Origin of the sequence: Gemmata obscuriglobus (assembly GCF_008065095.1) — a bacterium.
Taxonomy (GTDB): domain Bacteria; phylum Planctomycetota; class Planctomycetia; order Gemmatales; family Gemmataceae; genus Gemmata; species Gemmata obscuriglobus.
Genome location: NZ_CP042911.1, coordinates 1,377,162 through 1,399,803 on the forward strand (window position 1 = coordinate 1,377,162; position 22,642 = coordinate 1,399,803).

Annotated in this window: 19 protein-coding genes; 9 read left to right on the top strand and 10 right to left on the bottom strand. The window is 69.6% G+C overall.

All coding sequences use genetic code 11. The features are described from left to right. Positions 1-267: 267 nt before the first annotated feature. Positions 268-1,236, bottom strand: coding sequence for an integron integrase (locus GobsT_RS05710; protein ID WP_010036109.1), 969 nt, complete (start codon positions 1,234-1,236; stop codon positions 268-270). 1,209 nt (positions 1,237-2,445) lie between these two features. Here GobsT_RS05710 and GobsT_RS05715 point away from each other — a divergent pair. Continuing rightward, complete coding sequence (locus tag GobsT_RS05715; RefSeq protein ID WP_010036107.1) at positions 2,446-3,222, top strand: hypothetical protein; 777 nt, start codon at positions 2,446-2,448, stop codon at positions 3,220-3,222. 19 nt (positions 3,223-3,241) lie between these two features. Here GobsT_RS05715 and GobsT_RS05720 read toward each other — a convergent pair whose 3' ends face one another. The 3 genes from GobsT_RS05720 to GobsT_RS05730 form a co-directional block, all read right to left on the bottom strand. Then, positions 3,242-5,581 (bottom strand): 2OG-Fe(II) oxygenase, encoded by a 2,340-nt coding sequence (locus tag GobsT_RS05720; RefSeq protein WP_010036106.1) that lies wholly within the window; start codon positions 5,579-5,581, stop codon positions 3,242-3,244. A gap of 81 nt (positions 5,582-5,662) precedes the next feature. Continuing rightward, positions 5,663-6,331: a DUF4198 domain-containing protein gene (locus GobsT_RS05725; protein WP_010036104.1), complete on the bottom strand. Its 669-nt coding sequence runs from the start codon at positions 6,329-6,331 to the stop codon at positions 5,663-5,665. A 49-nt stretch (positions 6,332-6,380) separates the two neighbouring features. Beyond that, a complete protein-coding gene (locus tag GobsT_RS05730) occupies positions 6,381-7,382 on the bottom strand; it encodes a DUF1559 domain-containing protein (RefSeq protein ID WP_010036103.1) in 1,002 nt (333 codons plus the stop codon). Positions 7,383-7,488: 106 nt separating this feature from the next. Between GobsT_RS05730 and nikR the strand changes: the two genes are divergently transcribed. The 3 genes from nikR to GobsT_RS05745 all read left to right on the top strand — a co-directional run bounded on the left by nikR (position 7,489) and on the right by GobsT_RS05745 (position 9,877). Continuing rightward, positions 7,489-7,938 carry a nickel-responsive transcriptional regulator NikR gene (nikR, locus tag GobsT_RS05735; protein ID WP_010036102.1) on the top strand — a complete coding sequence of 150 codons (450 nt, stop codon included), beginning with the start codon at positions 7,489-7,491 and terminating at the stop codon, positions 7,936-7,938. A gap of 93 nt (positions 7,939-8,031) precedes the next feature. Then, the gene (locus tag GobsT_RS05740; RefSeq protein ID WP_010036101.1) at positions 8,032-8,904 is read left to right on the top strand and encodes a hypothetical protein; all 873 of its coding nucleotides are present in this window, start codon (positions 8,032-8,034) and stop codon (positions 8,902-8,904) included. Positions 8,905-9,001: 97 nt separating this feature from the next. Beyond that, positions 9,002-9,877: a metallophosphoesterase family protein gene (locus GobsT_RS05745; protein WP_010036099.1), complete on the top strand. Its 876-nt coding sequence runs from the start codon at positions 9,002-9,004 to the stop codon at positions 9,875-9,877. Between the two features lie 125 nt (positions 9,878-10,002). Here the strand turns inward: GobsT_RS05745 and GobsT_RS05750 are convergent, their stop codons facing one another. The 4 genes from GobsT_RS05750 to GobsT_RS05765 form a co-directional block, all read right to left on the bottom strand. After that, a complete protein-coding gene (locus GobsT_RS05750; protein WP_148087617.1) occupies positions 10,003-10,323 on the bottom strand; it encodes a hypothetical protein in 321 nt (106 codons plus the stop codon). Positions 10,324-10,341: 18 nt separating this feature from the next. Continuing rightward, a complete protein-coding gene (locus GobsT_RS05755) occupies positions 10,342-11,805 on the bottom strand; it encodes an IS66-like element ISGob3 family transposase (protein WP_033197911.1) in 1,464 nt (487 codons plus the stop codon). A gap of 99 nt (positions 11,806-11,904) precedes the next feature. Beyond that, complete coding sequence (locus GobsT_RS05760) at positions 11,905-12,912, bottom strand: transposase (protein ID WP_050790225.1); 1,008 nt, start codon at positions 12,910-12,912, stop codon at positions 11,905-11,907. A gap of 328 nt (positions 12,913-13,240) precedes the next feature. After that, positions 13,241-14,098 carry an FkbM family methyltransferase gene (locus GobsT_RS05765; protein WP_010036086.1) on the bottom strand — a complete coding sequence of 286 codons (858 nt, stop codon included), beginning with the start codon at positions 14,096-14,098 and terminating at the stop codon, positions 13,241-13,243. A gap of 738 nt (positions 14,099-14,836) precedes the next feature. Here GobsT_RS05765 and GobsT_RS05770 point away from each other — a divergent pair. The 4 genes from GobsT_RS05770 to GobsT_RS05785 all read left to right on the top strand — a co-directional run bounded on the left by GobsT_RS05770 (position 14,837) and on the right by GobsT_RS05785 (position 18,039). Further along, a complete protein-coding gene (locus tag GobsT_RS05770; protein WP_010049121.1) occupies positions 14,837-15,097 on the top strand; it encodes a hypothetical protein in 261 nt (86 codons plus the stop codon). After that, on the top strand, positions 15,094-16,299 hold the full coding sequence (locus GobsT_RS05775; RefSeq protein ID WP_010049119.1) for a LolA-like protein: 1,206 nt from the start codon (positions 15,094-15,096) through the stop codon (positions 16,297-16,299). The genes GobsT_RS05770 and GobsT_RS05775 overlap by 4 nt, the downstream gene beginning before the upstream one ends. Before the next feature lie 214 nt (positions 16,300-16,513). After that, a complete protein-coding gene (locus GobsT_RS05780; protein WP_162097397.1) occupies positions 16,514-17,437 on the top strand; it encodes a DUF1559 domain-containing protein in 924 nt (307 codons plus the stop codon). A 287-nt stretch (positions 17,438-17,724) separates the two neighbouring features. Next, positions 17,725-18,039, top strand: coding sequence for a hypothetical protein (locus tag GobsT_RS05785; RefSeq protein WP_010049115.1), 315 nt, complete (start codon positions 17,725-17,727; stop codon positions 18,037-18,039). Positions 18,040-18,145: 106 nt separating this feature from the next. Here GobsT_RS05785 and GobsT_RS05790 read toward each other — a convergent pair whose 3' ends face one another. Next, entirely contained in the window at positions 18,146-20,779 is a 2,634-nt protein-coding gene (locus tag GobsT_RS05790; RefSeq protein ID WP_010049113.1) for a TIGR02996 domain-containing protein, read from the bottom strand. Between the two features lie 528 nt (positions 20,780-21,307). Further along, positions 21,308-22,321 carry an NAD-dependent epimerase/dehydratase family protein gene (locus GobsT_RS05795; protein WP_010049112.1) on the bottom strand — a complete coding sequence of 338 codons (1,014 nt, stop codon included), beginning with the start codon at positions 22,319-22,321 and terminating at the stop codon, positions 21,308-21,310. A gap of 124 nt (positions 22,322-22,445) precedes the next feature. On the opposite strand from GobsT_RS05795, the gene GobsT_RS37515 reads away from it, so the two are divergent. After that, complete coding sequence (locus tag GobsT_RS37515) at positions 22,446-22,622, top strand: hypothetical protein (protein WP_162542175.1); 177 nt, start codon at positions 22,446-22,448, stop codon at positions 22,620-22,622. The last annotated feature ends 20 nt before the right edge of the window (positions 22,623-22,642 follow it).

Sequence of the window (22,642 nt, forward strand, 5' to 3'; positions counted from 1 at the left end):
CCGCGCCACACACCCACGGGCACCACGCGGAGCCCGACGCGCGGGGTTCACCCACGCGGACCACACGCCCACCGCCGCACGCGCCCTCATGCGCGCGAGGGTTGCCGAACCAGTGTTTAGTGTGCGACGCTTCGCACAATAACACGGGATCATTTCGCCGGCGCGCGACACACGCGCCGGACCGAACGCGATATCGCTACTACAGTTGTCGCACAAAACCCGTCTTCACAATATGCGCAATAACAAGGTAACGGGTCCGTGCGAAACTTACAACCCGTCGAGCGGGCTCGTGACCCCGCGACCGCCTTTGTTGAGCACGTGAGTGTAAATCATGGTCGTCTCGACGCTCTCGTGCCCCAATAGCTCCTGAACGGTCCGGATGTCCGTACCCGATTCGATCAGGTGGGTCGCGAAGCTGTGCCGGAAGCTGTGGCTGGTCACCCGCTTGTCCACCCCAGCGTCCCGCACCGCGTCCGCCAGCACCCGGTTCATCCCGGACTCGTGTAGGTGGTGCCGGCGCGCCGCCCCGGACCGCGGGTCCACCGAGAGCCGGTGCGCCGGGAACACGTACTGCCACGCCCACGCCGTCGGTGCCGCCGGGTTCTTTGCCGCGAACGCCTTCGGAACATACACCGCCCCCAGCCCGTTCGCCAGGTCCTCCTGGTGCAATTTTCGCACGTCCGCCAGGTGCCACTCCAGCAGGCCCCGGCACACCTGCGGCAGCATCGTCCGCCGGTCCTTGTCGCCCTTGCCCCCGCGGACCACGAGCTGGTTCAGGTCCCACTCCACGTCCTTCACCCGCAGCCGCAGGCACTCCAGCAGGCGCAGCCCCGAGCCGTACTGGATCAGAGCCACCAGCCGGTGCACGCCCTCCAGTTCCGCGAGCACCGCGCGGACCTCGTCCCGCGACATCACCACCGGCAGCCGCACCCGCCGGTGCGCCCGCACAACCATCAGCTCGTTCAGCGGCCGCTCCAGAACCACCGCGTACAGAAACAGCAGCGCGCACAGGGCCTGGTTCTGGGTGGACGCGGCCACGTTGCGGGTCACCGCCAGGTCGGTCAGGAACGCGTTCACCTCGGGCTCGCCCATCCGGTCCGGGTGCTTGATCCCGTGAAACCGAATAAACCGCTCCGCCCAATCGTGGTACGCGTCCTCGGTGCGGATGCTGTAGTGCCGTACCCGGCATGCGTGCCGAACTCGGTCGAGCAATTTGGGCGGTTGGGCGTCAGACATTAAGAGCCCCGTCTTCTGCTAATGTGTCCACGTGAACATGTTTACCAGACGCAAGAGCGGCGTCAACAGGATCTGACGAGCTCACCCGTTTCTTGCGGCGGGCATACCGCAGCATGACTTCGGGGTCTTCGCACCAGGCCATTCACGGTCGTGGCCATATGTCCAGAGGGGTCGCAGTGAAGATTCCCCGGGAAACTGAGGGTTTCTGATCGAGAGTCACGCTGGATATTGAGCAATTGTTCACCAATATCAAGCAAGCACTAGATTCGCAAGTAATTGCCTCGCAAATACTTGCGTTGGGACCGTGAATGGCCTGGGTCTTCGCACCCAAGCCATTCGGCTTCCGTCATCGCTCGGCACCTCCGCACCCGCCGGTCAGCATTTGCAATGCCATTAAGAACGAGTGGCAGAGCGGGCGGCCGATCGCGGCCTTGTTTCGGCCCACGCGGGCCTCGTATTCGCGAAGAGAGATTTTGACAGGATTAACATGATGAACAATATTAAGGCCGATCCAGCATTTTCAAGTTCCAGGTTGTGAACCGGTTCGGCAAAAGCCCCGGCCCATTCGTGTGCCGCTCGCTTCACGTGAAACGGCTGAGATCAGCTTGAGATCCTGATTATCCCGTCGATGCCGCCAAAACCGTCTGATACTTCGCATCGATCTTTGTGAGCGCCGCTGCCCCGGGCCGGCGGTGCCACCCCGAGCGGGATTTATTCTGGCACGCGCTCATGCGTGGGCCGGAGCGAGCCGCGCGAGGCGGTGCCATCAGGTTAATAGGTGGGCGGCGCGAGGCGTTGGCCGGCGGACGCCTACGGCCCGTGCGGCGTCGAGTGCCATCCGGTGAGTAGGTGGGGCTGCACAGTGCGTCGTGCGAATCACGTGACCGAAGCACCATCCGCGCGGCCAAACGCGTCCCGGGGGCACGGGTCTGTAACGGGGGGGGGACACTCGCGACACGAACCGCACCCGCCGACTGGGCCAGCGACGGGACACGAACTGCCGTCCCGCGGGCGATTCGCTACCCGTTCGCTGGTGCGTCACTACCACCAAATCGCGTCCGCAAAACCCGGACAATGCACCCGGGCGAACGAAGCGAAGACCCGCGACGGAACCTCTCGCCGAACCGAAAACAGCTGGAGAACCGTAGCATGTCAGAGGTTTTGTCACGTACCCCCGAGCGTGCGCCCCCGCTACTTCCGGTGTCATTCATGGCAAAAGCGCGTAAGACGTTTCTGTTCGGTCGCGACCGCATCGCAACGGCGACCAGGGGCCGCGGCAAGCACGAACACACCCTCGGCGGGCCGCACGACCGAACGGGCACCGCGCGGGCGGACTGCAACGGGATTCTGATCCACCTGCTGCACAGGCTGGACCTGACGGACCCGGCCGTCCCGATCCGCATACCGGGCGTGCGGTGGCTGCCGCTCTACTACTGCTTCGACTTCCGCGCCAACGATCTGGGCTACCGGCTGGTGTCCGACGAGGAACTGGTCACCTTCTTCCCGGACGACGACCCGAACGTTTCTCCGGAAGAGTCGTGGCCCGACGACGAGGGCTACCCGCTGGAGTTTCCGACGTGCCCCATCACAGTCGGCGCGTTCGGTTACGACCCCGCCGACCTTGAGGACGCGTGCCGCTGGGCGGGCGTGTTCGGCATCGGCAAGCTCTCGGCGCGCGACCAGGCGACCGCGAAGGAGCGGACCGCCGAGTTGATGGACGGCCTGGGGCTCCACGCCCCGGAAACGGACGAGGAGTTCGAGCGCGTGATGTGCAGCCCCTTTGCCCAGGGCCGGCCGGACGACCCGTGCCTGAACCCGGCGTGCCCCAACCGGGAGAAGCGGGGGCAGTTGACGCCCATCGCCTTGCTGCCGGCGGAACCGGTGCCCGGGGTTCACACGTTCGGGCGGTACGGCGGCGGCGTGCAGTTGATCTTCCAGCTCTGCCCGGAGTGCGCGACGATCCGGGTGAGCAACCAGTGCGATTGAGCCGAGCCCGAACGGCGGCTCACCCGGGCCGCGCTTCCTCGATCTCGCGCACCGTGACGAGGTGCTGGCAGTCGTCGTGGTACTTCTTTAATCGGGCGCGGAACGAGGCCGTGTTCTTCGTACACACCAGCGTGTGCGGCGAGCCGATACGTTCCGTCTTGCAGTCCACGTCGCAGCCGCGGTTGCGAATGGTGTTCTCCAGGTGCGACCGGCGGTCCTGCGCCGCCCGGAACCGGTGAACGCTCTCCTTCGAGTCACCCAGGAACCGGCGCAATTGGACACAGTCCCCGCACGTGCAGTCGATGTTCGCCTCGCGCCGGAAGTCGCCCGGCGGCGCCGGCTCCTGCGCCGTCAGCACCTCCAACTGCTGTCGCACCGACCCCACCCACCGGGACACGCCGTCGCACCCGGCCTTGAGGTGCGTCTTGAGCCAGGGCTGCAATGCGGTCAGCGCCGCGATGTGGTTCGCCAGCGGGTACAGCTTCGCCTGGGCCAGCGCCCGGTCGATAAACGCGGCAAACAGGTCGAACTGCCGGACCGCGAGGAGGGCGCGCGGCAGCTCGGTCAGAACCGCCGACCGGTCCACGCCCCGGAACCGCCAGTCGTGGCCCGCGGCGGCGGCCTTATCGAGCGCCCCGAGCACGGACACGAACAGCCCGGCCAGCCGCCCGCACAACGCGACCCGCTCCCCCTCGCCCGCCTTCCGGCGCGACTTGGTGGCGCACAGCGCCCCCAGGAGCTCCAGGTTCCGCTCCAGGAACTCGACGCCCGGTCCGGGCACCCGGGTCAGCGGGTCGGGGGTGGTCGCCGTGAGCAGGCCGACGATTTCGGCCTCGAACGTGTTCCAGCCGAGCGCCTCGCACGCCGCCCGGACGGCCCGCGCGGGCTTGATCGTTCGGCTGCCGGTGACCACGTCGCGCAGGAACGCGCGAACCAGTTCGGGCGCGTCCAGGGCGACCAGCGCGTCGAGCAGGTCGTTCGCCTCGGCGTCCCCGCAGTGCGCGCCGGCGCTCCGGGCGACCACCTTCGCCGCCAGCGCGGCGCACCGGTCTCGCCCGGCCGGGTCCTTTTTGCGGGCGCCCTGCCACCCGGTAACCATCTGCCGGAGCCACGCGACGGCGGCGTGCAGCCCGCAGTCGCAGAGCACGTCGAAGTGCCGCGCGTTCGGCCAGAGGACGATGACCGCGTGCCGGTACCACCGGTTCATGGTCAGCCCCTCGTTGCCCGTGTACCCGCTCACGCTCTGCTCGGGCTTCGCGCTCGTGAGCGCCTCCGGGGGCACCACCTCGTCCTCCTCGACCTCCATCACCCCGAAGTCCGGGCGGCCGCCGTCCGGGTCGCTCCAGTGCTCGGCGTTCAGCGTGGTCTCGTAGACCTCGCCCATCTCGTACTCGCCGTCGTCGTCGTCGTCGCTGTAGCGGCGCCGGCGCCGGCGGGGCGAGTAGTCCTCTTCGGCCGCGCCGGACTCCCAGAGCGTCAGCAGCGCCAGGTGGGCCTGGCAGCCGGCGCGCGTCGCGGCCTCGTGAAGCACCCGCGCCTTGACCCGGTCCACGCCCTTCAGGGCGTCCCAGACCAACCCGTCCCGGGTGTACTGGTGCCCGAGCGGGACCGCGAGCTTGTGCGCCGCCCCGTCGGCCGGCCAGCCGCGCAGCGCCGCCGCGACCTCCTCGACGTGCTCGGCCGTCCGGGGCGCGGCGAGCCGCGGCTGCGCCCGAGCGAGCGTGAGGTTGTACACGAGGCACAGCCGGTGGCCGGTCCGCAAGGGCCGGACCTCGTGCTCGCAGTCCGCGTAAAACGCCGCGAAGTGCGTGTGGAACAGGTTGAGCCCGGGGGCGCCGAAGTCGATCGCGCGCTCCTCCCCGTCGTGGCGGACGATCAGTTCGCCGCCCGTGAACGGCGACGGCAGCACGACGACCAGCGTCGCGACCATGCGGTCGAGCTTCTCGCCGTCGCGGTGGGGCAGGAAGAAGCCGCCCGGTTCGTAGAGCAGCAGATTGTAAAGGTGGCTTTCGAGCTGCTGCTTTTCGAGCCCGAGGTCGCGCTGGACCGTCGCGACAGCGTCGCGGAGGAACTCGTCCCACTCGGGGTTCGTGAGGGAGAAGTGATCCGGGTCGAGCTGCCACACCCGCCGGACGCTGGTGTCGACGAGGGTCTCTTCGCCCTTCCCGTAAGGGGCCTGTTTGCAGACCGCCGCGAGTTCCTTCGCCTGGTGCGCGGTGAGCGGCAGCCCGACCGGGCCGATTCCGGCCACCTCCAGACCCGGGTTCGCGGCGCGCACGCTCCCGGTGACACAGAACGACCCGGGGCGGTTGATTTTCTTGAGCGCGGCGTCGAGCCGCTCCGAAACGGTGTGGGCCACGGGCGGGCTCCGGGGGCTCGCGAACCTGTTGCGAGCGTTGTATCCGGAGCGCCGCGGGGCCGCCACCGTGCGGCCCGGCTCTCACTTCGCCAGATCGAGCACGAGCGTCGCCGTGTGCCGGACCGCACTGTACTTCTTCCCCGCGAACTCGCCCGGCTTGGCCTCCGCCCGCCGCGCCGCTACGCAGTACCGCCCCTTCGCAGCGAACGACTCGGTCAGACCGTCCTTGTCGGTCTTCACAACCGGCGATTTCTCCTCCGTCTCGCCCGGCAGGCCCACCGTGACCTCGACGCCCTCGACCGGCTTGCCGGCAACGAGCACCTGGAACCGCACCTTACCGCCGTCCTTAACCGGAACCAGTTCCAGCGCGGTGCCGGCCGTCAGCCCCTTCGCGAATGGGTCCCCGACGACAACTTTCGGGTAGTAGAAGGACAACAGCGGCGGATCGTCCCCGCGCTGCGTGACCCCGGCCTCGGTGGTGCCGAACACGACCGCCGGCGCCTCGGGCAGCTTCGCGCGGTAGAAGCTCCCGTCACCTTTTTCGGTCGTCAGCTTGAGTTCCTTGCCGCCGGCGGTGCGGGCGGTCAGGGCGGTCTTCTCGGCGCGGGCCGCCGACGCTTTCGGGTCCGGCTCCGCCTTGTGCCCGAACACGAGCCGGGCCTCGGCCCCCTCGACGTACACGAACACGAAGTGGGCGCGGCCGGCCGCGGCGAACGCAACTGCGGCCCCGAGCGCGATCACGTAACGCATGAGTAGCTCCGGAAGTTGGCAGCGGGCGGGTCGAATAAGGGGTCCGTTGTTACCAGTCGCTCCCGAGCACCTCGCCCGTGGCGCGGGTGCCGGCGGCGGCCCACGTTCCCTGAGAAATGCCGTCCGACACGAACCGCACGCTGCCGTCCGCGAGGCACGCGTTCACCCCGCCGCTGTGCCGCGACCGGGCCGCCTTCCACGCCGGGTTGCTGTGCTGCACGCAGTCCATCAGCGGGTTGTTCGGGGTGCGGACGTTGTTGTACAGGCCGCAGTTGTACGCCCCGTCCGCCCACAGCGCGCCGCGGTCGGTCACGAGGGTCGTGCTGGCGTCGCAGTTGGCCTGCGACAGCGCCGTCACCTGCTTGTAGTAGAGCCGCACGTCGGTGCTAACGGCCGGGGCGGCGCCGCCGGCGCCGAGCAGCGACTCCGAGAACGCGACCGTGTTGCTCAGCCCGTCGGTCACGGCCGCGACCCGCACACCCGGGTTCAGCACCACGTCGCGGTCCACGCCGTAAAAAATGCCGTCGCCGGTGAGCGCGTCACCGCCCGCGTTGCTCCCCACGCAGGCCACGTAGTTGCTCGGCCCCTGCCCCTCCTTCACTGTCCGGAACTCGTCCGAGGGGCACAGGAACGTCGGCACGACGGCCGCGAGCGGCGCGCGGTTCTGCGGGAACGGGATCACCTCCGGCTGGAGCGTCCCGCCGCCGTACAGCGGGGCCGTGAGGTCCAGCGCGTTGTACACGGCGGTCTGTTCGAGGTACGGCGTGAGCTGCGCCAGCGCGGACCACCGGAAGTGCCCCTTCGGGTTCGTGGGGTCGACCGCCCAGGTTTTGCGCCAGTATGCGTTCGGGAACGCGCCCGTCGCGCTCTCGTGGCTGTGGAGCGCGAGGCCGATCTGCTTCAGGTTGTTCTGGCACTTCATCCGCGCCGCCGCCGCCCGCACCTTCTGGACGGCGGGCAGCAAGAGCCCGATGAGAACGGCGATGATCGCGATCACCACCAACAACTCGATCAGCGTGAACCCGCGGCGCGGGTGACGAGCGGTTCGCATGGCACGGCCCCGTGTGACGAATACCCGATTCGTAATACCGCGCGACGCGAAAACGGCTCGTGAATATTCAGCTAAAATCGGTTCCACCCTGCGCGGAGGTCGTCCCGTGTCTGAACTGACGCGATTCTCGGTTTCGCTCGAGGCCGACCTGCTCGGCGCGTTCGACAAGTACGTGCGCGACGGCGCGTTCGCGACCCGCAGCGAGGCGATCCGCCAGCTCCTGCGGCAGACGCTGACCCGCGACGCGTTCGACGCCGATGACGCGCCCGTGACGGCCACGCTCACGATCGTGTACGATCACCACCGGCCGCACCTGGTGGAGAAGCTCCTGGACGTGCAGCACGACCACGCGAACCGCGTCATCGCGTCAATGCACGTCCACCTGGACCACGACCGCTGCATGGAGGTGATCGTGCTGCGCGGCCCGGGCGAGGCCCTCCGGAACCTCGCGGCGGCGATCCGCGGGCTGAAGGGCGTCCACACCGGGACGCTGGCGCTCGCCGGGGCGGGGGGGCCGGGCCACGACCACCCGCACCCCCATCCTCACCCGCACTGATCGCATTTCCGGGCCTAAATGTTGCCCTTCGGCCCGCGAACACGGAAGATGACGTGGTCGATTTCACACGCCCCGTTCCGAAGGAAGACAACCATGCTGAAGCTAAAATGGGTGCTCGGGGCCGTCGCGGCGCTGGCCGTTACCGTCAACCTCGGCCGCGCGGCCGACGACGTGTACGACCTCCGCGGCCCGGCGCCGGTCAAGGGCCAGACGTTCGTCAACAAGGGGACGCTCAAGATCAAGGACGCCGACACCACCATGAAGGTGGCCGGCCAGACGGTGAACCTGACGATCAACCTCGTGGTCACCAGCGAGGAGGAGTCGAAGGTGCTCGCGGTAGACGGCCGCAACGTCACCAAGTCGCAGACCAAGATCATCAAGGAGCGGGCCGACGTGACCGCCAACCTCGGCGGCAACGACATGAGCCACACCGAGCCGACCGCGCTCGAGAAGGAAACGGTCATCAGCGAGCGCGACGGGAAGACCTGGAAGCACTCGCTGGTGGACACCAAGCCGAACGAGAAGCAGAAGAAAGAGCTCGACAGCCGCAACGGGATCGAGAACGACGACGACCTGTACCCGGCGGAGAAGGTGAAGGTCGGGCACACCTGGAAGGTGGACGCCGCCGCGCTCACCAAGATGCTCGGGAACTCGTTCAGCGACGTGAAGGGGAAGCTCGACCAGAAGTTCGTGAAGGTGGAGACGGTGGACGGCGAGGAGTGCGCCGTGGTCGAGTCGACCGGCAAGCTCACCGCGAAGATGAAGGACGACGGCGAGCCGACCATCGACGTGGAGATGGAGCTCAAGGTGGCCACGTACAAGTCGCTCAAGACCGGCGTGAACGTGAAGGAGAAGTTCGACGGCAAGATCTCGCTGGAAGGGGTCCAGAAGATGGACGACATCAAGGTGGACATCAAGATGTCCGGCCCGATCTCGGGCGACTCCACCACCAGCCTGAAGAAGTAAGAAAGTACCGGAACCGCGAAGTGGCCGCCGCGATGAACGCGGCGGCCACTTCGCTTGACGCGCCGAACCCGCCCCCCGCGGCGCGTGTCTTCGCGGCATGAACGTGCCGCCCGCCCCCGCCGTGTTCCTCGTGTTCGGCGACCTGCACGGGCGCATCCTGCCGGCGTTCCGGTTCGCGTCGTACTGGTCGGCGCGCACCGGGTGCGACCTCGCGGGGCTGCTCCAGGTCGGCGACATGGGGTACTACACGGACGTCTCGAACTGCGACAAAGCGACCCTCCGGCACGCGAAAGACGACCCGCTGGAGCTGGGCGCGCTCGACGTGGTGACCCGCACGCCGGTCGCGGACCGCGTGCTCGAAGAAGACCCGTACTGCACGTTCGACCTGTGGTTCACCGCGGGTAACCACGAGGAGCTCGACGCGCTCGAGCGGTTCGCCCGAGCCGCCGGGAGCGACCGCACGGACTTCGTCGTGGACGCCTACTGCCGCGTGCGCGGGATCAATGACGGCCGCGTTCACGCGTTCGCGGGCGGGCCGCGGGTCGCGGCGGTGTGGGGCATCGACGGGGGCGGCCCGAACGCGCGCCAGAACCTCCCGCCGCGCGGGTACGTCGCCGAGAAGGCCGTCGATCGGCTCGCGCTCGAACCCTTCGACGTGCTGTTGATGCATGACGCGCCGCGGGACGCGAAGCGCATCGGGTACGGGAGCGAGCTGCTCCGGGACCTCGTCGAGTTGGCGCAGCCGCGGTTCGCGTTCTTCGGGCACTACTCCGGCGACGGCTCCCGGATCGAGCGCGACTACGGCCGGACGGAGGTGTACCACCTCGCCGGGTTCGAGCTGCGCACCCGCGACGGGCACCCCGAGAGCGGCAGCGTCGGCGTGCTGCACTGGGACGGCGACGAGAGCACGTTCGCGCTGCTCGACGACGCCGACCTGAAGCCGTTCACCCGCCACAACTGGAAGTGGGTGTAGTTCTCTGCAGAGCGCGGCCGTCCCGCCGGCTTTTACTTTGCCCTGAGTAACCCTTTGCGATCCTGTCGTCGGCCAACACACCCGCTCTGCTGAGCGCGGGCGGGACGCCCAATGGCACTTAATATCTAACTCGCCTGCTTATTTGGTCGTTTCCGTTCGGGGTATCCCCGCCTTTTGGGTATGAGTTCGCGTGGGTACTGACGTCCGGGCTCGCGGGCGGGCACCAGCCGCTGCCCGGCGGCCTTAACGAGCCGCTCGAACCAGGTCTCCCAGTGCCCGTCCGCGGGTTCCGGTCGGAGCATCGGGACCATCGCCCGTACCAAGCTCCACACCCCGGCGAAACTGACTCGTCGCGGTTCCACCCCACGCGCGGCCGCCGCCACCCGGCGCACCTGGGTGGCCAGGTTGTACGCCAGCAGCGCCGCTCCCAACTCGTAAGCGTTCACAGTTGATGCGGGTGTATCTCAACAGCCAGCGAAAGTTGGGTTCATCATCGGTGGTTGTTGAGCCGGGACCGGGATCAGTGTTGGTGGCTTTGCCCCGGTACGGTGTGCGGTGACGGCGTCGGTGAGGAATGCGAGCACGTTGCGGCCCTGCCGGCGACACGAGGCCAGGACCGTGAGGATCCGCTCCACGAACCGGCTACCGCGTTCGGAGTCGGTGCCGTAGCTGGTCTTGCGCCAGCACACGGCGTGACGCAGGGCCCGCTCGGCCGCGTTGTTGGTCGGTTCCACCCCGCCCACGCGTGCGAACGTCCACAGGGCCGGCTCCACCGCCAACAGCTCGCGGCACACGGCCCCGGTCTTGGGGCACCCGCACCGGCCCCCGTGCCCCAGGTGCGTGCGGAACCGGGCCCGCACGGCGCGGGCGTACACGCGAGCGAACGTGGACCGGGCTAACGTCCCGTCCCGCACCCGGAACCAGTGCCCGAACAGTTCGTCGGAACAGGCCAACAGGGCGGCCCCGATCGGGGATCCGTCGTTGCCCCGATCGATCATCGCCTGGAAGTCCCGCCGCAGGTGCGCCCAGCACACCTGGCGCCGATGCACCGGCAGATGCGTGTACACCGGATACCGATCGGTCGTGTGGACCTGGGCGGACCCGTCCCGCAGGTCGTCGAACGCGCTCCGGCCCCGGGTGGCGCGGATCAGGAATGCGACCACCGAGGTGCTCACCGCGACCCACAACCAGGCCCGCTGGCGCCCTTGCGTCCAGCACGTTTCGTCCACGTTCGCCGGGTGCCCGCGGGTGTACGCGAGAGCCGCTTCGGCCACCGGGGCCAGAGCCGCCGCGGTCGTGTGCTGGAGTTTGCACACCGTGGCCGGACGGATGGGCAACCCGAACAGGTCGTCGAACAGTTGGCTCACCACCCGCTTGCCCAGGCGGCACGAACCGGTGAGCATGGCGGCCACCGCCTGGACCCGGGGACCGTACCCGGGAGCCGCGTCGGCGGGCACCGGTGCGGTCGTCACGGCGCCGCAGTGCGGGCACCGGAGCCGATGGCACCGATACTCGGTCACCTGCGGCCGGACGACCGGGATCTCATGCACCTGGTGAATCGACGGGTTCGGGTCGTCCCCGGTGAGTGGGCACGCACACCCGCGGCAGGTGTCCGGTTTGAGGGTGTGGACCGTGTCGGGCGGCAGCACGGTGCGCTCGGCCTTGGGGTGCCCCGATTGACCGCCGCGCCGCTTCCCCGAGGGACTCTTGGGCGGGGCCGGCTTCACCTGCGGACCATCCGACGAGGGCGGTTTCGACGAGTTGCTGGAATTCTGGTTGAGCCGGGTCTGAAGGTCGGCCACCGTGACCTGGAGAGCCGCGACCGTGGCCTGCAACTGCGCAACCGTCGCTTCCAGCGCACGAATGTACGCCACCACCGCTGGCGGCAGGTCACTCGGTAGCTCCGGCGGTTGAGGAACAGATGTCATCGCGTCCGTTCGATTACGGAACACCGGCTCTTGAGGCAACCCCGCGCAGAATCGAGTCACAAAGGCCTGGAAAATGCACGGCCCGCACCCCGTGAACGGTTACCCCAACTCCTTCTCCACCATCGGCACCGTGCGCCCGCGGGTCTGGTCCAGCGCGAGCGTGCGCCTCACATCCCGGATGTCCGTCTCTACGTCCAACCGGCGCCGGTAGAGCCCCCCCCACTCGGCCCCGGTGCCGTCCACCGTGGCGAACAACCACAGCGGCTGGTCGCCCCCGATCGGCACCTCGTGCAACCAGCCGGTGAGCACCGCGTCGGCACGCAGGTCCGGATTCCCCTTGCGATCCGCCACGCTCGGGTGCCACGTGAGCGCCCACCGCCCGTCCCCGGCGGGTTGAGCCTTCTTCACCAGCGCCTGGAATCGGCTCTGGGTGAGCCGCAGCACCGCGTCGTGTCCACCCGCCACCGCCCCGTGGGCCAACCCGAATACCCCGAAGTTGCGGTCCCCAAGGATCACCGAACCGGGTGGCAGATCGGGCATCAACCGAAGCCCCAGTTGCACCGCGCCCACCGCCCCCGGCCCGTACATGGCTCCGTGCTGCGGGGGCGCGGCCAACCCGCTGGCCAACTCGTGGGCCACCACCAGATGCATCACCGGCCAATGGGACCGGCCGTGCTGGTTAGACGCCGGGGTGAACGCGCCCCGCAGCGCGTCGGTCGGGGCCAACCGCAGGGTGGTGCCGTCCATCATGAACACCCGGCGCCCGCGCCACGACGGGGGGTATGCGGCCACCAGGGTGTCGAACACCCGGCGCCCGGCGGTGGCGACCACCGCATTGGGGAGCCGAGTGCGAGCGTGGCGGTACCCCCCGGTGGCCCCCGACGGCTGTTCGGCGGCGCTCGGGAACTGGGTGAGGAAGTGGCTCACCGCATCACCCAGCGAGCCGTTCCCGTGGAGCCGCTGGTACACCAGCAGCCACAGCACCACCCACGGGGTGTACACCGCTCGGGCCGGTGGCGGGGCCAGCGCATCGATCACGTCCCGAGCCAGCAACTGTTGGAACACGCCCCATTCCGACGCCGACCGGGCCGGTTGTGTGGTACTCATCGGATCTCAGCGCCGTTCGGGAACCAACCACGGTACGGCCACACCCACCGAGCCGCACCCGCCAACCGATCGTATCAAACCGCCGGCCTCGTGCCGAAAAACCGTGCCCGCGATACAATGTCAATTGTTACAGTGTTGTATTAAGTGCCATTGGGCGAGACGCCTGCGTCCCTACGGGGCCAAAGCGGCGATCAATTGAAAATCAATTTATTCTAATATTAATTGGCGCGATAGGTTGTTTCGGTCTAATAAAAACGTCGTCGTGGGCGCGCGGCCGGCGTGGGCCGCGGCCACCCGCCCGTCCCGCCGCCCGTTCTGACTGGCGGGCTCAGCCCGCTGCCGGGTCGGTGCGGTGCGGCGCGTCCCGGGCGGTCGCGACGAAGAAGAAGCGGTCCTTTGTCAGCTCGTCGTTGGGGCGCAGCGGGCGGAACGACTCGTCCGCCTCCGCCCGGGCGACGACGGTGAACCGGTCGGCCGGGAAGTACGAGAGCACCTTCTCGGCGGACCCGCCCAACTGTTCGAGGCCGCACCCCACGTGCACCTCGACGAAGAAATCGGCCCCCGAGGCGAGCGTGCGGGGCGCGCCGGCCAGGGCCATCAGCTCCGCGCCCTCGATGTCGAGGAACACCACGTCCGGGGGGCCGTAGCGGTCCGCGAGGCCGTCGATCGTGAGGGCCTCCACGGGCTGCCGCCCCCAACCACCGCTGCCGTCGTCGAGCCGGCCGTTCAGCCCCTCGTTGAAGAGGAGGGTGCCGGGCTTGTCGGCGGCGGCGGCGTGAACCACCTCGATCTGGGCGAGGCCGTTCAGCTCCCGGTTCTTGACCGCGGTGTCGTAGTTGTGCCGGTTCGCCTCGACGGCAACGACCTGCCCGGACCGGCCGACCACGTGCGCGAGCATCGCGGCGACCACGCCCTGGTGCGCGCCGATGTCGAACACCCGGGCGCCGGTGCGGAGCCGGCCCCGCTGGAGCGCGCCGATCTCGGGCAGGGGGTCCCAGTCGTTGTCGTACCAGCCCTGGGACAAGGGGTCCGACAAGAACACCTTCAGACGGGTGCCGCCGTAAGAGTGCTCAACGACCCGCGACGGAAAGGACCGGACCAGGCGCCGGACGCGCCACGCACGGAGCCGGCCGGCCAGCGCCGGAGACATGCAACGAATTAGGAACCGTTTGATCGATCCGAGCATGCGCGCCCCCCTGTTGCCGAACGAGCCCCACCGGCCGGCCGACTCGCGCTGCGCCGCCGCGGGCTCAACATGAGACAACCGATGGGTACGAATTTACCACGGGCGTGCGGTTGCGGGCCACCGTATTGATGTGAATATTACACCGAGGCCGATGCCAGTCGTTCCAGGTTCCAGGTTCCAAGTCGGAACCCCGCTCGTCACAAGCGCCGGCGGTTCGTGTCGCTCGTGACTCCACTTGGAACCTGGAACCTGGAACGACTGGATCCGGGACGAGGCGAAGAAGACCGGCCCCGCGCGCCCGGGCCGCGTGGCCCGCTGGCCCGACCGCCCCGCGCGGCGCCGGTTCGGGTATCATGGAGCACCGAACGCTTTGAGGAGGGGCACGGTCCGCAAACGGCCGCCCCCTGCGGGGCAACCTACCTCCCAGCCCCCTCCGTTCCCGCCGGCCCACGGAAGCTCCGCGGGTCGGGCCGGCGAACACGACGAGGGGGTCCGGGGGGAACGTGTTCGCACCCGCCTTAACGGCGCGCTGGCGTGCCCACACTGCCTCGCATGCGTGTCGGCTCGGGTTTTGACAGCTCGTTACTTCCGTATCGGGGCAGATGCCGCCCAGAACGTCTTTTGCTGACGGATTGCAGGCGGTAAGGCTTTTCTGCTTTCGCTCTTGACGCGGGCGGGCATTGGGTCTTATTATCCGATCCGCAAATTGAGCTTTTGGACGTTTGGGGAGCTGGCCCGGTGACCCGCACACGGTTCGGACTTCTGGTGGTCGCCGCGAGCGCCCTGGCCGCGGGCCGCGGGGCGGTCGCCGCACGGTGGCCGAACCGCCGCGAGGAGCCGGCGCCCGAGCCCGAGCACGCCTCACCGAGTGCCGATCCCACACGCCCCGACTTCGGCGAGGTGTGGGAAACGGACCGGTTCCCGTGGGCGCGGCACGCACGCAACCGCACGCCCGTTTCGGCAACCGTCTTTGGGTCCGAATGGAGGGTGGCGCGATGAGCGGCGGAGTGATGGCCCGCTTGGTCGGCGGTGCGGTGTGCGTCTGGCTCGTCGTTGGCACCGCGGCGCCGGCCGCGGCGGACGACTCCGCCAAGCTGTTGGCCGAGGTGCGGGCCGCGTGGCAGCAGCGCCAGGACGCGGCGCGCACCGCCCGGTTCGTGTGGACGGGCCGCACCGTGCACCCGAAAGGGGTCGTGGTCGGAACGAAGGGGCCGGGCAAGGACGTCGTGAACGACGGCACCGGGCGCGTCCTTTTGGAGGGCAACAAGTGGCGCCTCGCCACCCGCGGGTTGATCTGGTCCGAGCCGCCTTACGGCTTCGTCCCGGAGCACCGCGAGGTCGCGTTCGACGGCGAGCGGTACGTCACCCTCATCCACCACCAGCCCGGCCACAACCAGTTCCCGTACGGACTGATCCGCCGCAAGCCGGGCGAGGTCGCGCAGGCGTCCATGACGTTTAACCTCATCGACTACTGGCCGTTGCGGGTGGCGGTTCGTGGGGCCGACCCGCGGCTCTCGAACGAGACGCTGGAGACCCACGCCCTGGCCCGCCGCGCGACGCTCCAGGGGCGGCCGGTCGTCGAGCTCGTTCAACAGCGGACGGAGGTCAGCGGCGAGTCGAAAGTGTGGGTGGACCCGGCGCAGGACTACGCCGTCCGGCGGCACGACATGTACACCGCCGCCGGGGAGCTGCACACCCGGATCGATGTCACCACGGAGAGGCACCCGTCGGGCGTGTGGCTGCCGAAGGCGTGGACCGTTCAGTCGATGTCGGGGGCCGCGCTGCAACGGCGGACCGTGTTTACGCTCGTCGAGGTGACCCTCAACCCGTCGGTCGCGGCCGGCGACCTCGAGATCGACTTCCCGCCGAACACCGTCGTGGACGAGTACACGGACAGTAAGGGGCAGTCCCAGTTGACCGCCTCTCACATCGTCCGCGGGGACGGGGGCCGCCGGCCGATCGTTCCGGGCGAGTGGAACAACGTCGGCTACGAAGACCTGCTCCGCACCGAGCCGGGCGAACTCCTGGGGAGTGTTCCGCCCCCGTGGTGGACATCCCGCTCGGTCCTCGTTGCGGCCTGCGGGGTCGTGCTCGCCCTCGCGGTGGCCGCGCTGCTGGTCGTCCGGAGACGAGCCCTGCGGCGGCGAACGCTCCCGGTCACCGCCGAACCGCCCGTGAACCCCCGTTCGGAGGAAAGGTGACGTTCCGATCCGCCGCGCCGGCCCTGTGCTTTCTGGAGTTTTTGACAGGATGAACAGGATGATTTTAAATCCTGTTCATCCTGTCGATCCTGTCAAAAACTCCCTCCGTGCCCCGCTCCCGGGCGGTCGCGGCTCGTCAAGACAGTGGCCGTATTACCGGGTGCGTGTATCAGCGCCCCGGCCCGCCTCTGGCGGTATCGACCGAAGGACACTCGTGAGCACGTCTATGGTCCGCGGCGCTGGTGGGGTCACGGCGATCGCCCGTCGCGGGCTGTCCCTCCTCGAACTGCTCGTCGCCGTCGGCATCCTGTCGGTGCTCGCCGGGCTCATTCTGGCCGGGGTGCAGCGGGCCCGCGTGTCCGCCGCGCGGCTCGGCTGTGCCGACCACCTGCGGCAGATCGCCCTCGCCGCGCACGGCTACCACGGCGCCCGCCACCGGCTCCCAACGGGCATGGCGCGCGACGACGGCAAGGTCCCGGAGCCGTACCTGAGCTGGCTCGCCCGGCTGCTCCCGCACCTCGAACGGGACGCCCTCTGGGAACAGACCGAGGCGGCGTTCCGGCAGGAGCGCAACTTCCTGACCCCCGCCCACGCGGCCCGCTCCGCCCTCGTGCCGATCTTCCTCTGCCCGAGCGACGGCCGGCTGAGCGGCCCGGCCGGGAAGGACGCCACCCTGCACGCGGTGGCCCACACGTCGTACCTCGGCGTCGAGGGCCGCAACGCCGGCGTCGCCGACGGGCTGCTGTACATGGACTCGCGCCACGCCCTCTCGGACGCCACCGACGGCACCAGCAGCACGCTCCTCGTCGGCGAGCGCCCGCCCAACGCCGACTTCAGCCTCGGCTGGTGGTACGCCGGGTGGGGGCAGGCGCAGAACGGCGACGCCGAGTTCCTGCTCGGCGCCCGCACCCGCTGCTACAACCGCTACCGCGCCACCTGCGACGAGGGGCCGTACCGCTTCACCGCCGGCCGGCTCGACAACCCGTGCGACGCGTTCCACTTCTGGAGCCCGCACCCGGGCGGCGCGCACTTCGCGTTCGCCGACGGGTCCGTCCGCTTCCTCCGCTACGCCGCCGACGACATCCTGCCCGCGCTCGCCACCCGCGCCGGCGGCGAGGCCGTCTCCGCTCCCGAGTAACTCTCCCCGCCCCGCGCTGACCCGCCGCCGCACGCGCTCCGAGCCGCCGAACCCGTACACTTACCCGGTGATACGGCCGCTGTCTTGACGAGCCGCGACCCGTGGGGGCCGTAAGCTTTTGAAGGGAGCTTTTGACAGGATCGACAGGATGAAGATAGACCGGATTTTAAATCCTGTTTATCCTGTTAATCCTGTCAAAAGCTCCCTTCGTGCCCCGCTCCCGGGCGGTCGCGGCTCGTCAACACAAGCGACACCGCAGACGGGTTCATGTATCAGAGGGCACCCGCGTGGAACGCCGACCCCACCCCGATTTCGACCGCACCACCGCGCGGCGCGTGCTCGTCGGGGCCGCCGTCGTCGCGCTCGCGCTTGTGGGGAGCGGGGCGGCGCACGCGCTCGGGGCCGGTGAGTGGGCGGTGTGGCTTGGTGGCGTCGGGTTCCTGGCGGGCTGTGCGGTGATCGTTCGGGCGCCGCTGAACCGCGCCCCGTGTCCGGCGTGCGGCCGCCCGCTGACCCGCGAGCCCGACGCCACCGCCTTCCCGTGCCGCCCGTGCGGCGTGCGGTGGGCCACGCGCTCCTACGGCGCCGACTTCCGGGACTGATGGCACGCGCCGGAGCGCACGGGCGGTTCGACGGGGCGGGCCGTGCTTCCCTGGGACCGCGGACGTCCCGTCCGCTGCGCCGGGCGCCGGGATGCCCGGCGGGCGCTCAATCTTCGCACACCACGCGGTCCCCGAACGCGGCCCGCAGGGCGCCGCGGCCGCGGTCCGTGAGCCGCCACCCGCGGACGGTGAGCGCGTTCAGCGCGGCCAGAGCCTCCGAGGCGGCCAGCTCCCGCGCCGCCTCGTCGCCGGGGGCGGTCGCGCCGGTCTGCTCCAGGTCCAGCTCTTCGAGGTTCCGCACGTTCGGCGACCGCGCCAGCGCCCGCACCGCGTCGTCCGTCAGCCGGTCGCGCCCGCCGAGCCGCAGCGCGGTGAACCGGGCCGTCACCGGGGCCGCCGCCAGCGCGCGCACGCCGTCGGCCGTCAGGCCGGCCGAGCGCAGGTCGAGGCGCTCCAGCTTCGTCAGGTGCGTCGCGGCGAGCAGGGACCGCAGGCCGCGGTCGCCCACCGTGTCGCAGCCCGCCAGCCCGAGCGCCCGCAGCCCCGCCAGGCGCGGCGACGCCCCGAGCGCGGAGATTCCCTCCGGGCCGATGCGATTGGCCCGGCCGTTCGGCTCGTCCCGGCGGGCGCCGAAATCGAGCGCCGTGAGGCCCTCCGGCGCGGCCGCGGCGAGCAGGCGCGCGGCGGTATCGTCCAGGCCGCACGGGCCGAACGCGAGTTCCTCCAGCCCGGCGACGTGCGGGGACGCGAGGACGTGCGCCAGCTCGGCCGGCGCGACGGCGGCGAACTCGAGCCGCGGCATGCGCGCGAGGTGCCGGCGGCGGGCGAGCACCTGGAACGCCCCCTCGCCGGTCATGTTCCCGCGCTGCACCTCCAGCGGGAGCAGCGCCAGCGGCGGGAACCGGGCCAGCTCGTTCGCTATCGTGTCCGGGACCGGGCCGTTGAACCGCACCTTCCGGAGGAACCCGCGGTCGAACGACTCGCCGTCGTCGAACAGCTCCGCCCACGGCAGCAGCGGCGCCAGCCAGTCGTCGCGGCCCCGCTCGAACCACCCGCGCCAGCGCGCGATGACCTCCTCCGGGGCCGCCGCCTCCGGGTTCTGGAGGCTGACGACGACCCACCAGGGCGAGTCCACATCGCGCAAAAAGCTGCTGTACAGTTCGCGCGTCTTCATGTCGTCCGGGTGGTCGAGGATCGCCTGCACGAGCCGGTCGCCGACGGCCGCGTTCACGTCGTCGTCCGACCCGCCCGCCTGAACCTCGGCCCGGACCGCTTCGAGGTGCTCGTCGGTCAGGAAGCCGGCGTCGGCGCTGAACACCGTCAGGTGCGGCAGCGCCGCGATCAGCCGCCGGCCCGCCGCCCGGCCGATCCTGTTGTCGCCGAGTGTGTTGTTGCCGAGCGTGAGCCAGCGGAGCCCCCGCAGGTGCGGTGAGGCCGCGATGGCGTTGGCCCCTTCGTTGCCGATCGCGTTGTGCTCCAGTTGGAGCTGGCGGAGGCGCCGCAACCGCGGGGAGGCTGCCAGCGCCCCCGCGCCGGTCGAAGTGATCTGGTTCCGCGACAGCTCGAGTTCGCGAAGCTCCGAAAACCCGTCGCAGGCGGCGATCGCCTCCGCGCCGGCGTCTTCGATCCCGTTGCGTCGCAGGAACAGCTCCTCGGGCCGGCCGAGGTGCGGCGACGTGGCCACGGCCACCACCCCGCCCGTCCCGATGTTGCCGTGGTCGAAGTGGATCACCTGGAGCGTTCGGAGGCCGGGCCACCCGGCGAACGCGACCCCGCCGGCCTCGCCCAGGTCGTCGTTGCCCAGGTACAGCTTCTTGATCTGCTTGAAGTGCGTGGTGCCGGCCAGCACCTCCATCGACTCGGACGTGAAGCCGCACCCGCGGAGCCAAAGCTCCGTGATGCCGGTCAGCCGCGTGGCCCCGGCGAGGGCACGCATCCCCGCGGTGCCGATGGGCGAGTAGTCGGCCCCGAGGGTCCGAAAGCGGTCCGGGTTCAGCGCGGCCAGGACGCCGGCGAGGTGCCGGCCGGCGAACGCATTCATGTCAGCGAGCGACAAGGATTCGAGTTGCGGGAAGCGGCCGACCAGTTCCGGTAGGGTCACGCCCGTCGCCGGGCACCCGAACATCGAGAACGACCGAATGGACGACAGCGCGGCCCCATCAGCGAGAACCTGAATGGCGTCGTCCTCGAACGGCACCGATTCGAGTGACAGGCGGTGGAGCCCCGCGAGGTGCGGCGACCCCAGCAGCGTGCGGAGCGCGGCGGGGGCGACCGCCCCGCTGAGGTTCAGCGCGCGGACCCGGCCGAGGTGGGGGCAATCCGCCAACCGCTCGGCGGCGGGTTCGAGGTGCCTGAGGTGCAGCGCGGACACGGGGGACACGGCCCAGAGTTCGTCGCCCCGCTCGACGAACACGGCCGCGTCGATCACCACCTCGTTCACGAACCCGCGCGAGAAATCGCCGTGCACCCGGCCGCGCGCGTTCAGGTCGTGGAGGGGCTGGAGCCAGCGGTCGCGGTTCCGGGCCAGCAGTTCGCGCTCGCGGGCGGCGAGCCGGGCCAGTTCCCCGGACGGGAGGTCGCCCTTGCCGTCGGAGTTCTGGTGCCGGGCGATCTGCGCCCGGATGAACTCGGCCCGCTCGGGGTCCGCGTTCTCGTCGAGCCAGTCGGCGAACACCAGGCGCGGCGTGTCCTCGTCCGGGTGCGCGGCGATGGCCGCCATCAGGGCGTCGCGGTCGTTCACGGTTCGTCCCCGTTCGAGAGTACGAATGCATGGCGGAATGATGCCCGCCCGGGGCGCTGCCAGCCGGGGCGCGGGCAATGTGGGCCGGCGGGAAGGGAGCAAAGGCAACCTACCCCCAGCCCCTCCCTGAAGGGAGGGGAGCAAAGCACGGGCGCATCGATTCCGCCTCGGGTGCGCGGTGGCTTTTGCTCCCCCTCCCTTCAGGGAGGGGGCTGGGGGGTGGGTCTACGCCCCGCGCGCGCCTCTCGCTCCGGGACCACTCCTCCCGGCGCCACCCCCTCCCTTTAGGGAGGGGGCCGGGGGGTAGGTTGCCTTTGCTCCCCCTCCCTTCAGGGAGGGGGCTGGGGGGTGGGTTGCCCCGCGCGCGCCTCTCGCTCCGGGACCACTCCTCCCGGCGCCACCCCCTCCCTTTAGGGAGGGGGCCGGGGGGTAGGTTGCCTTTGCTCCCCCTCCCTTCCGCTACGACCGCACCACCGCGCGGTATGTGCTCGCCGGCCCCGACCGCGCGGGTGCGCCCGCCCCCCGTTCCTACGGCTCGTCGGTCACCACGACCGGGGCGGTCTTCGGTACTTCCAGGTCGCTGGTGTCCAGCCGCCCCTCGCTCTGGAGCTGGCGGAAGATCGCCACCGTCTCCCGGATGCCGGCCTCCAGCGCCGTCTTCGGCAGCGGCCCCAGGTCGCGCTGCAACCCGTCGTCCGACAGGTCGTAGGCGATGGCGATCTGCGTGGTGCCGAACGTCACCAGCTTCGCCGCCTCCGGCAGCACCGCCGCTAGGGCCGCGTGGAAGTCCTTCATCGTCACCACCGCGCCGCGCAGGTTGTAGCTCTTCGCGCCGGTGTACGGCCGGGCCAGCGACTGCACGAACACCTCGGCCACGTCCCCGACGTACTGGAAGTCGGTCCAGCCGCCGAAGTTGATGTGGTACGGCCGCCCCAGCAGCGCCGCCTTGATCGCCTTCGTGGGCTCGGACGTCATGCCCAGGTCGCGGCCGGCGCCGTACACGGTCCACGGCCGCAGCCCCACGCTGGACAGCCCGAAGTCCTGGAAGTAGATCCGCGCGTTCCCCTCGTTGCAGCACTTGAACACGCCGTAGTGCGTGCTGGGGATCAGCGGGGCGTCGTCCCCCTGCGCGCCGGCCGGGTACTTGTCCGGGCCGCCGAACACCGCCGCGGAGCTGGCGTACACCAGCCGCTGCACCTGCGCCCCGGCCGCCCGCACCGCCTCGAACACCGCCAGCGTGCCCAGCACGTTCACCTTCGCGCCCAGCATCGGGTCGGCCCGGCACGTCGGCACCTGCAACCCGGCCAGGTGGATGACGTGCGAGATCTGGTGCGCGGCGATGGCCGCGGAGAGGGCCTTGAGGTCCGTCACGTCGCCCGGCACGAAGGTCACCTTCGCGACCTCGCTCTCGGGCAGGACGAGCCGGAGCCGGCGGGCGTCCTCGCGCAGGTCGTACACCCACACCTGGTCGCCGCGCCCGAGCAGGTTGCGGATGATCCACGCCCCGATGAACCCGTACCCGCCGGTAATCAGCACGCGCATTTGAGAGAGCCCTCGCCGCAAAAATGAGAGGAGATCGACCGCAAAGGAGGCAGAAGGCAGTGATAGCCACAAAAAGCACAACGGGCACAACAGAAAACCGCAGAGGAAGGCAGAAGGCAGGAGATTGGCCGCAAAAAAGCACAAAAAAGCACAAAAGGAAACCGAAGAGACAGCAGAGAGATTGGCCGCAAAACGGGAACAACAGAAGACAGGAGAGAAAAGCAGAAGAGCGATTGGCCGCAAAAAAGCACAAAAAGCACAAAAGGAAACCGAAGACCAGGACAAAGAGAAGTGCTTTTAAACTCACTCTTCTGTCTTGGT

What these genes read in the sequence shown, in the direction of transcription:
- GobsT_RS05765 (WP_010036086.1), bottom strand. Translation starts at nt 14,098, where the DNA reads ATGCTCGGATCGATCAAACGGTTCCTAATTCGTTGCATGTCTCCGGCG.
- GobsT_RS05715 (WP_010036107.1), top strand. Translation starts at nt 2,446, where the DNA reads ATGGCAAAAGCGCGTAAGACGTTTCTGTTCGGTCGCGACCGCATCGCA.
- GobsT_RS05710 (WP_010036109.1), bottom strand. Translation starts at nt 1,236, where the DNA reads ATGTCTGACGCCCAACCGCCCAAATTGCTCGACCGAGTTCGGCACGCA.
- GobsT_RS05775 (WP_010049119.1), top strand. Translation starts at nt 15,094, where the DNA reads ATGAGCGGCGGAGTGATGGCCCGCTTGGTCGGCGGTGCGGTGTGCGTC.
- GobsT_RS05760 (WP_050790225.1), bottom strand. Translation starts at nt 12,912, where the DNA reads ATGAGTACCACACAACCGGCCCGGTCGGCGTCGGAATGGGGCGTGTTC.
- GobsT_RS05795 (WP_010049112.1), bottom strand. Translation starts at nt 22,321, where the DNA reads ATGCGCGTGCTGATTACCGGCGGGTACGGGTTCATCGGGGCGTGGATC.
- GobsT_RS05725 (WP_010036104.1), bottom strand. Translation starts at nt 6,331, where the DNA reads ATGCGTTACGTGATCGCGCTCGGGGCCGCAGTTGCGTTCGCCGCGGCC.
- GobsT_RS05740 (WP_010036101.1), top strand. Translation starts at nt 8,032, where the DNA reads ATGCTGAAGCTAAAATGGGTGCTCGGGGCCGTCGCGGCGCTGGCCGTT.
- GobsT_RS05730 (WP_010036103.1), bottom strand. Translation starts at nt 7,382, where the DNA reads ATGCGAACCGCTCGTCACCCGCGCCGCGGGTTCACGCTGATCGAGTTG.
- GobsT_RS05745 (WP_010036099.1), top strand. Translation starts at nt 9,002, where the DNA reads ATGAACGTGCCGCCCGCCCCCGCCGTGTTCCTCGTGTTCGGCGACCTG.
- GobsT_RS05755 (WP_033197911.1), bottom strand. Translation starts at nt 11,805, where the DNA reads ATGACATCTGTTCCTCAACCGCCGGAGCTACCGAGTGACCTGCCGCCA.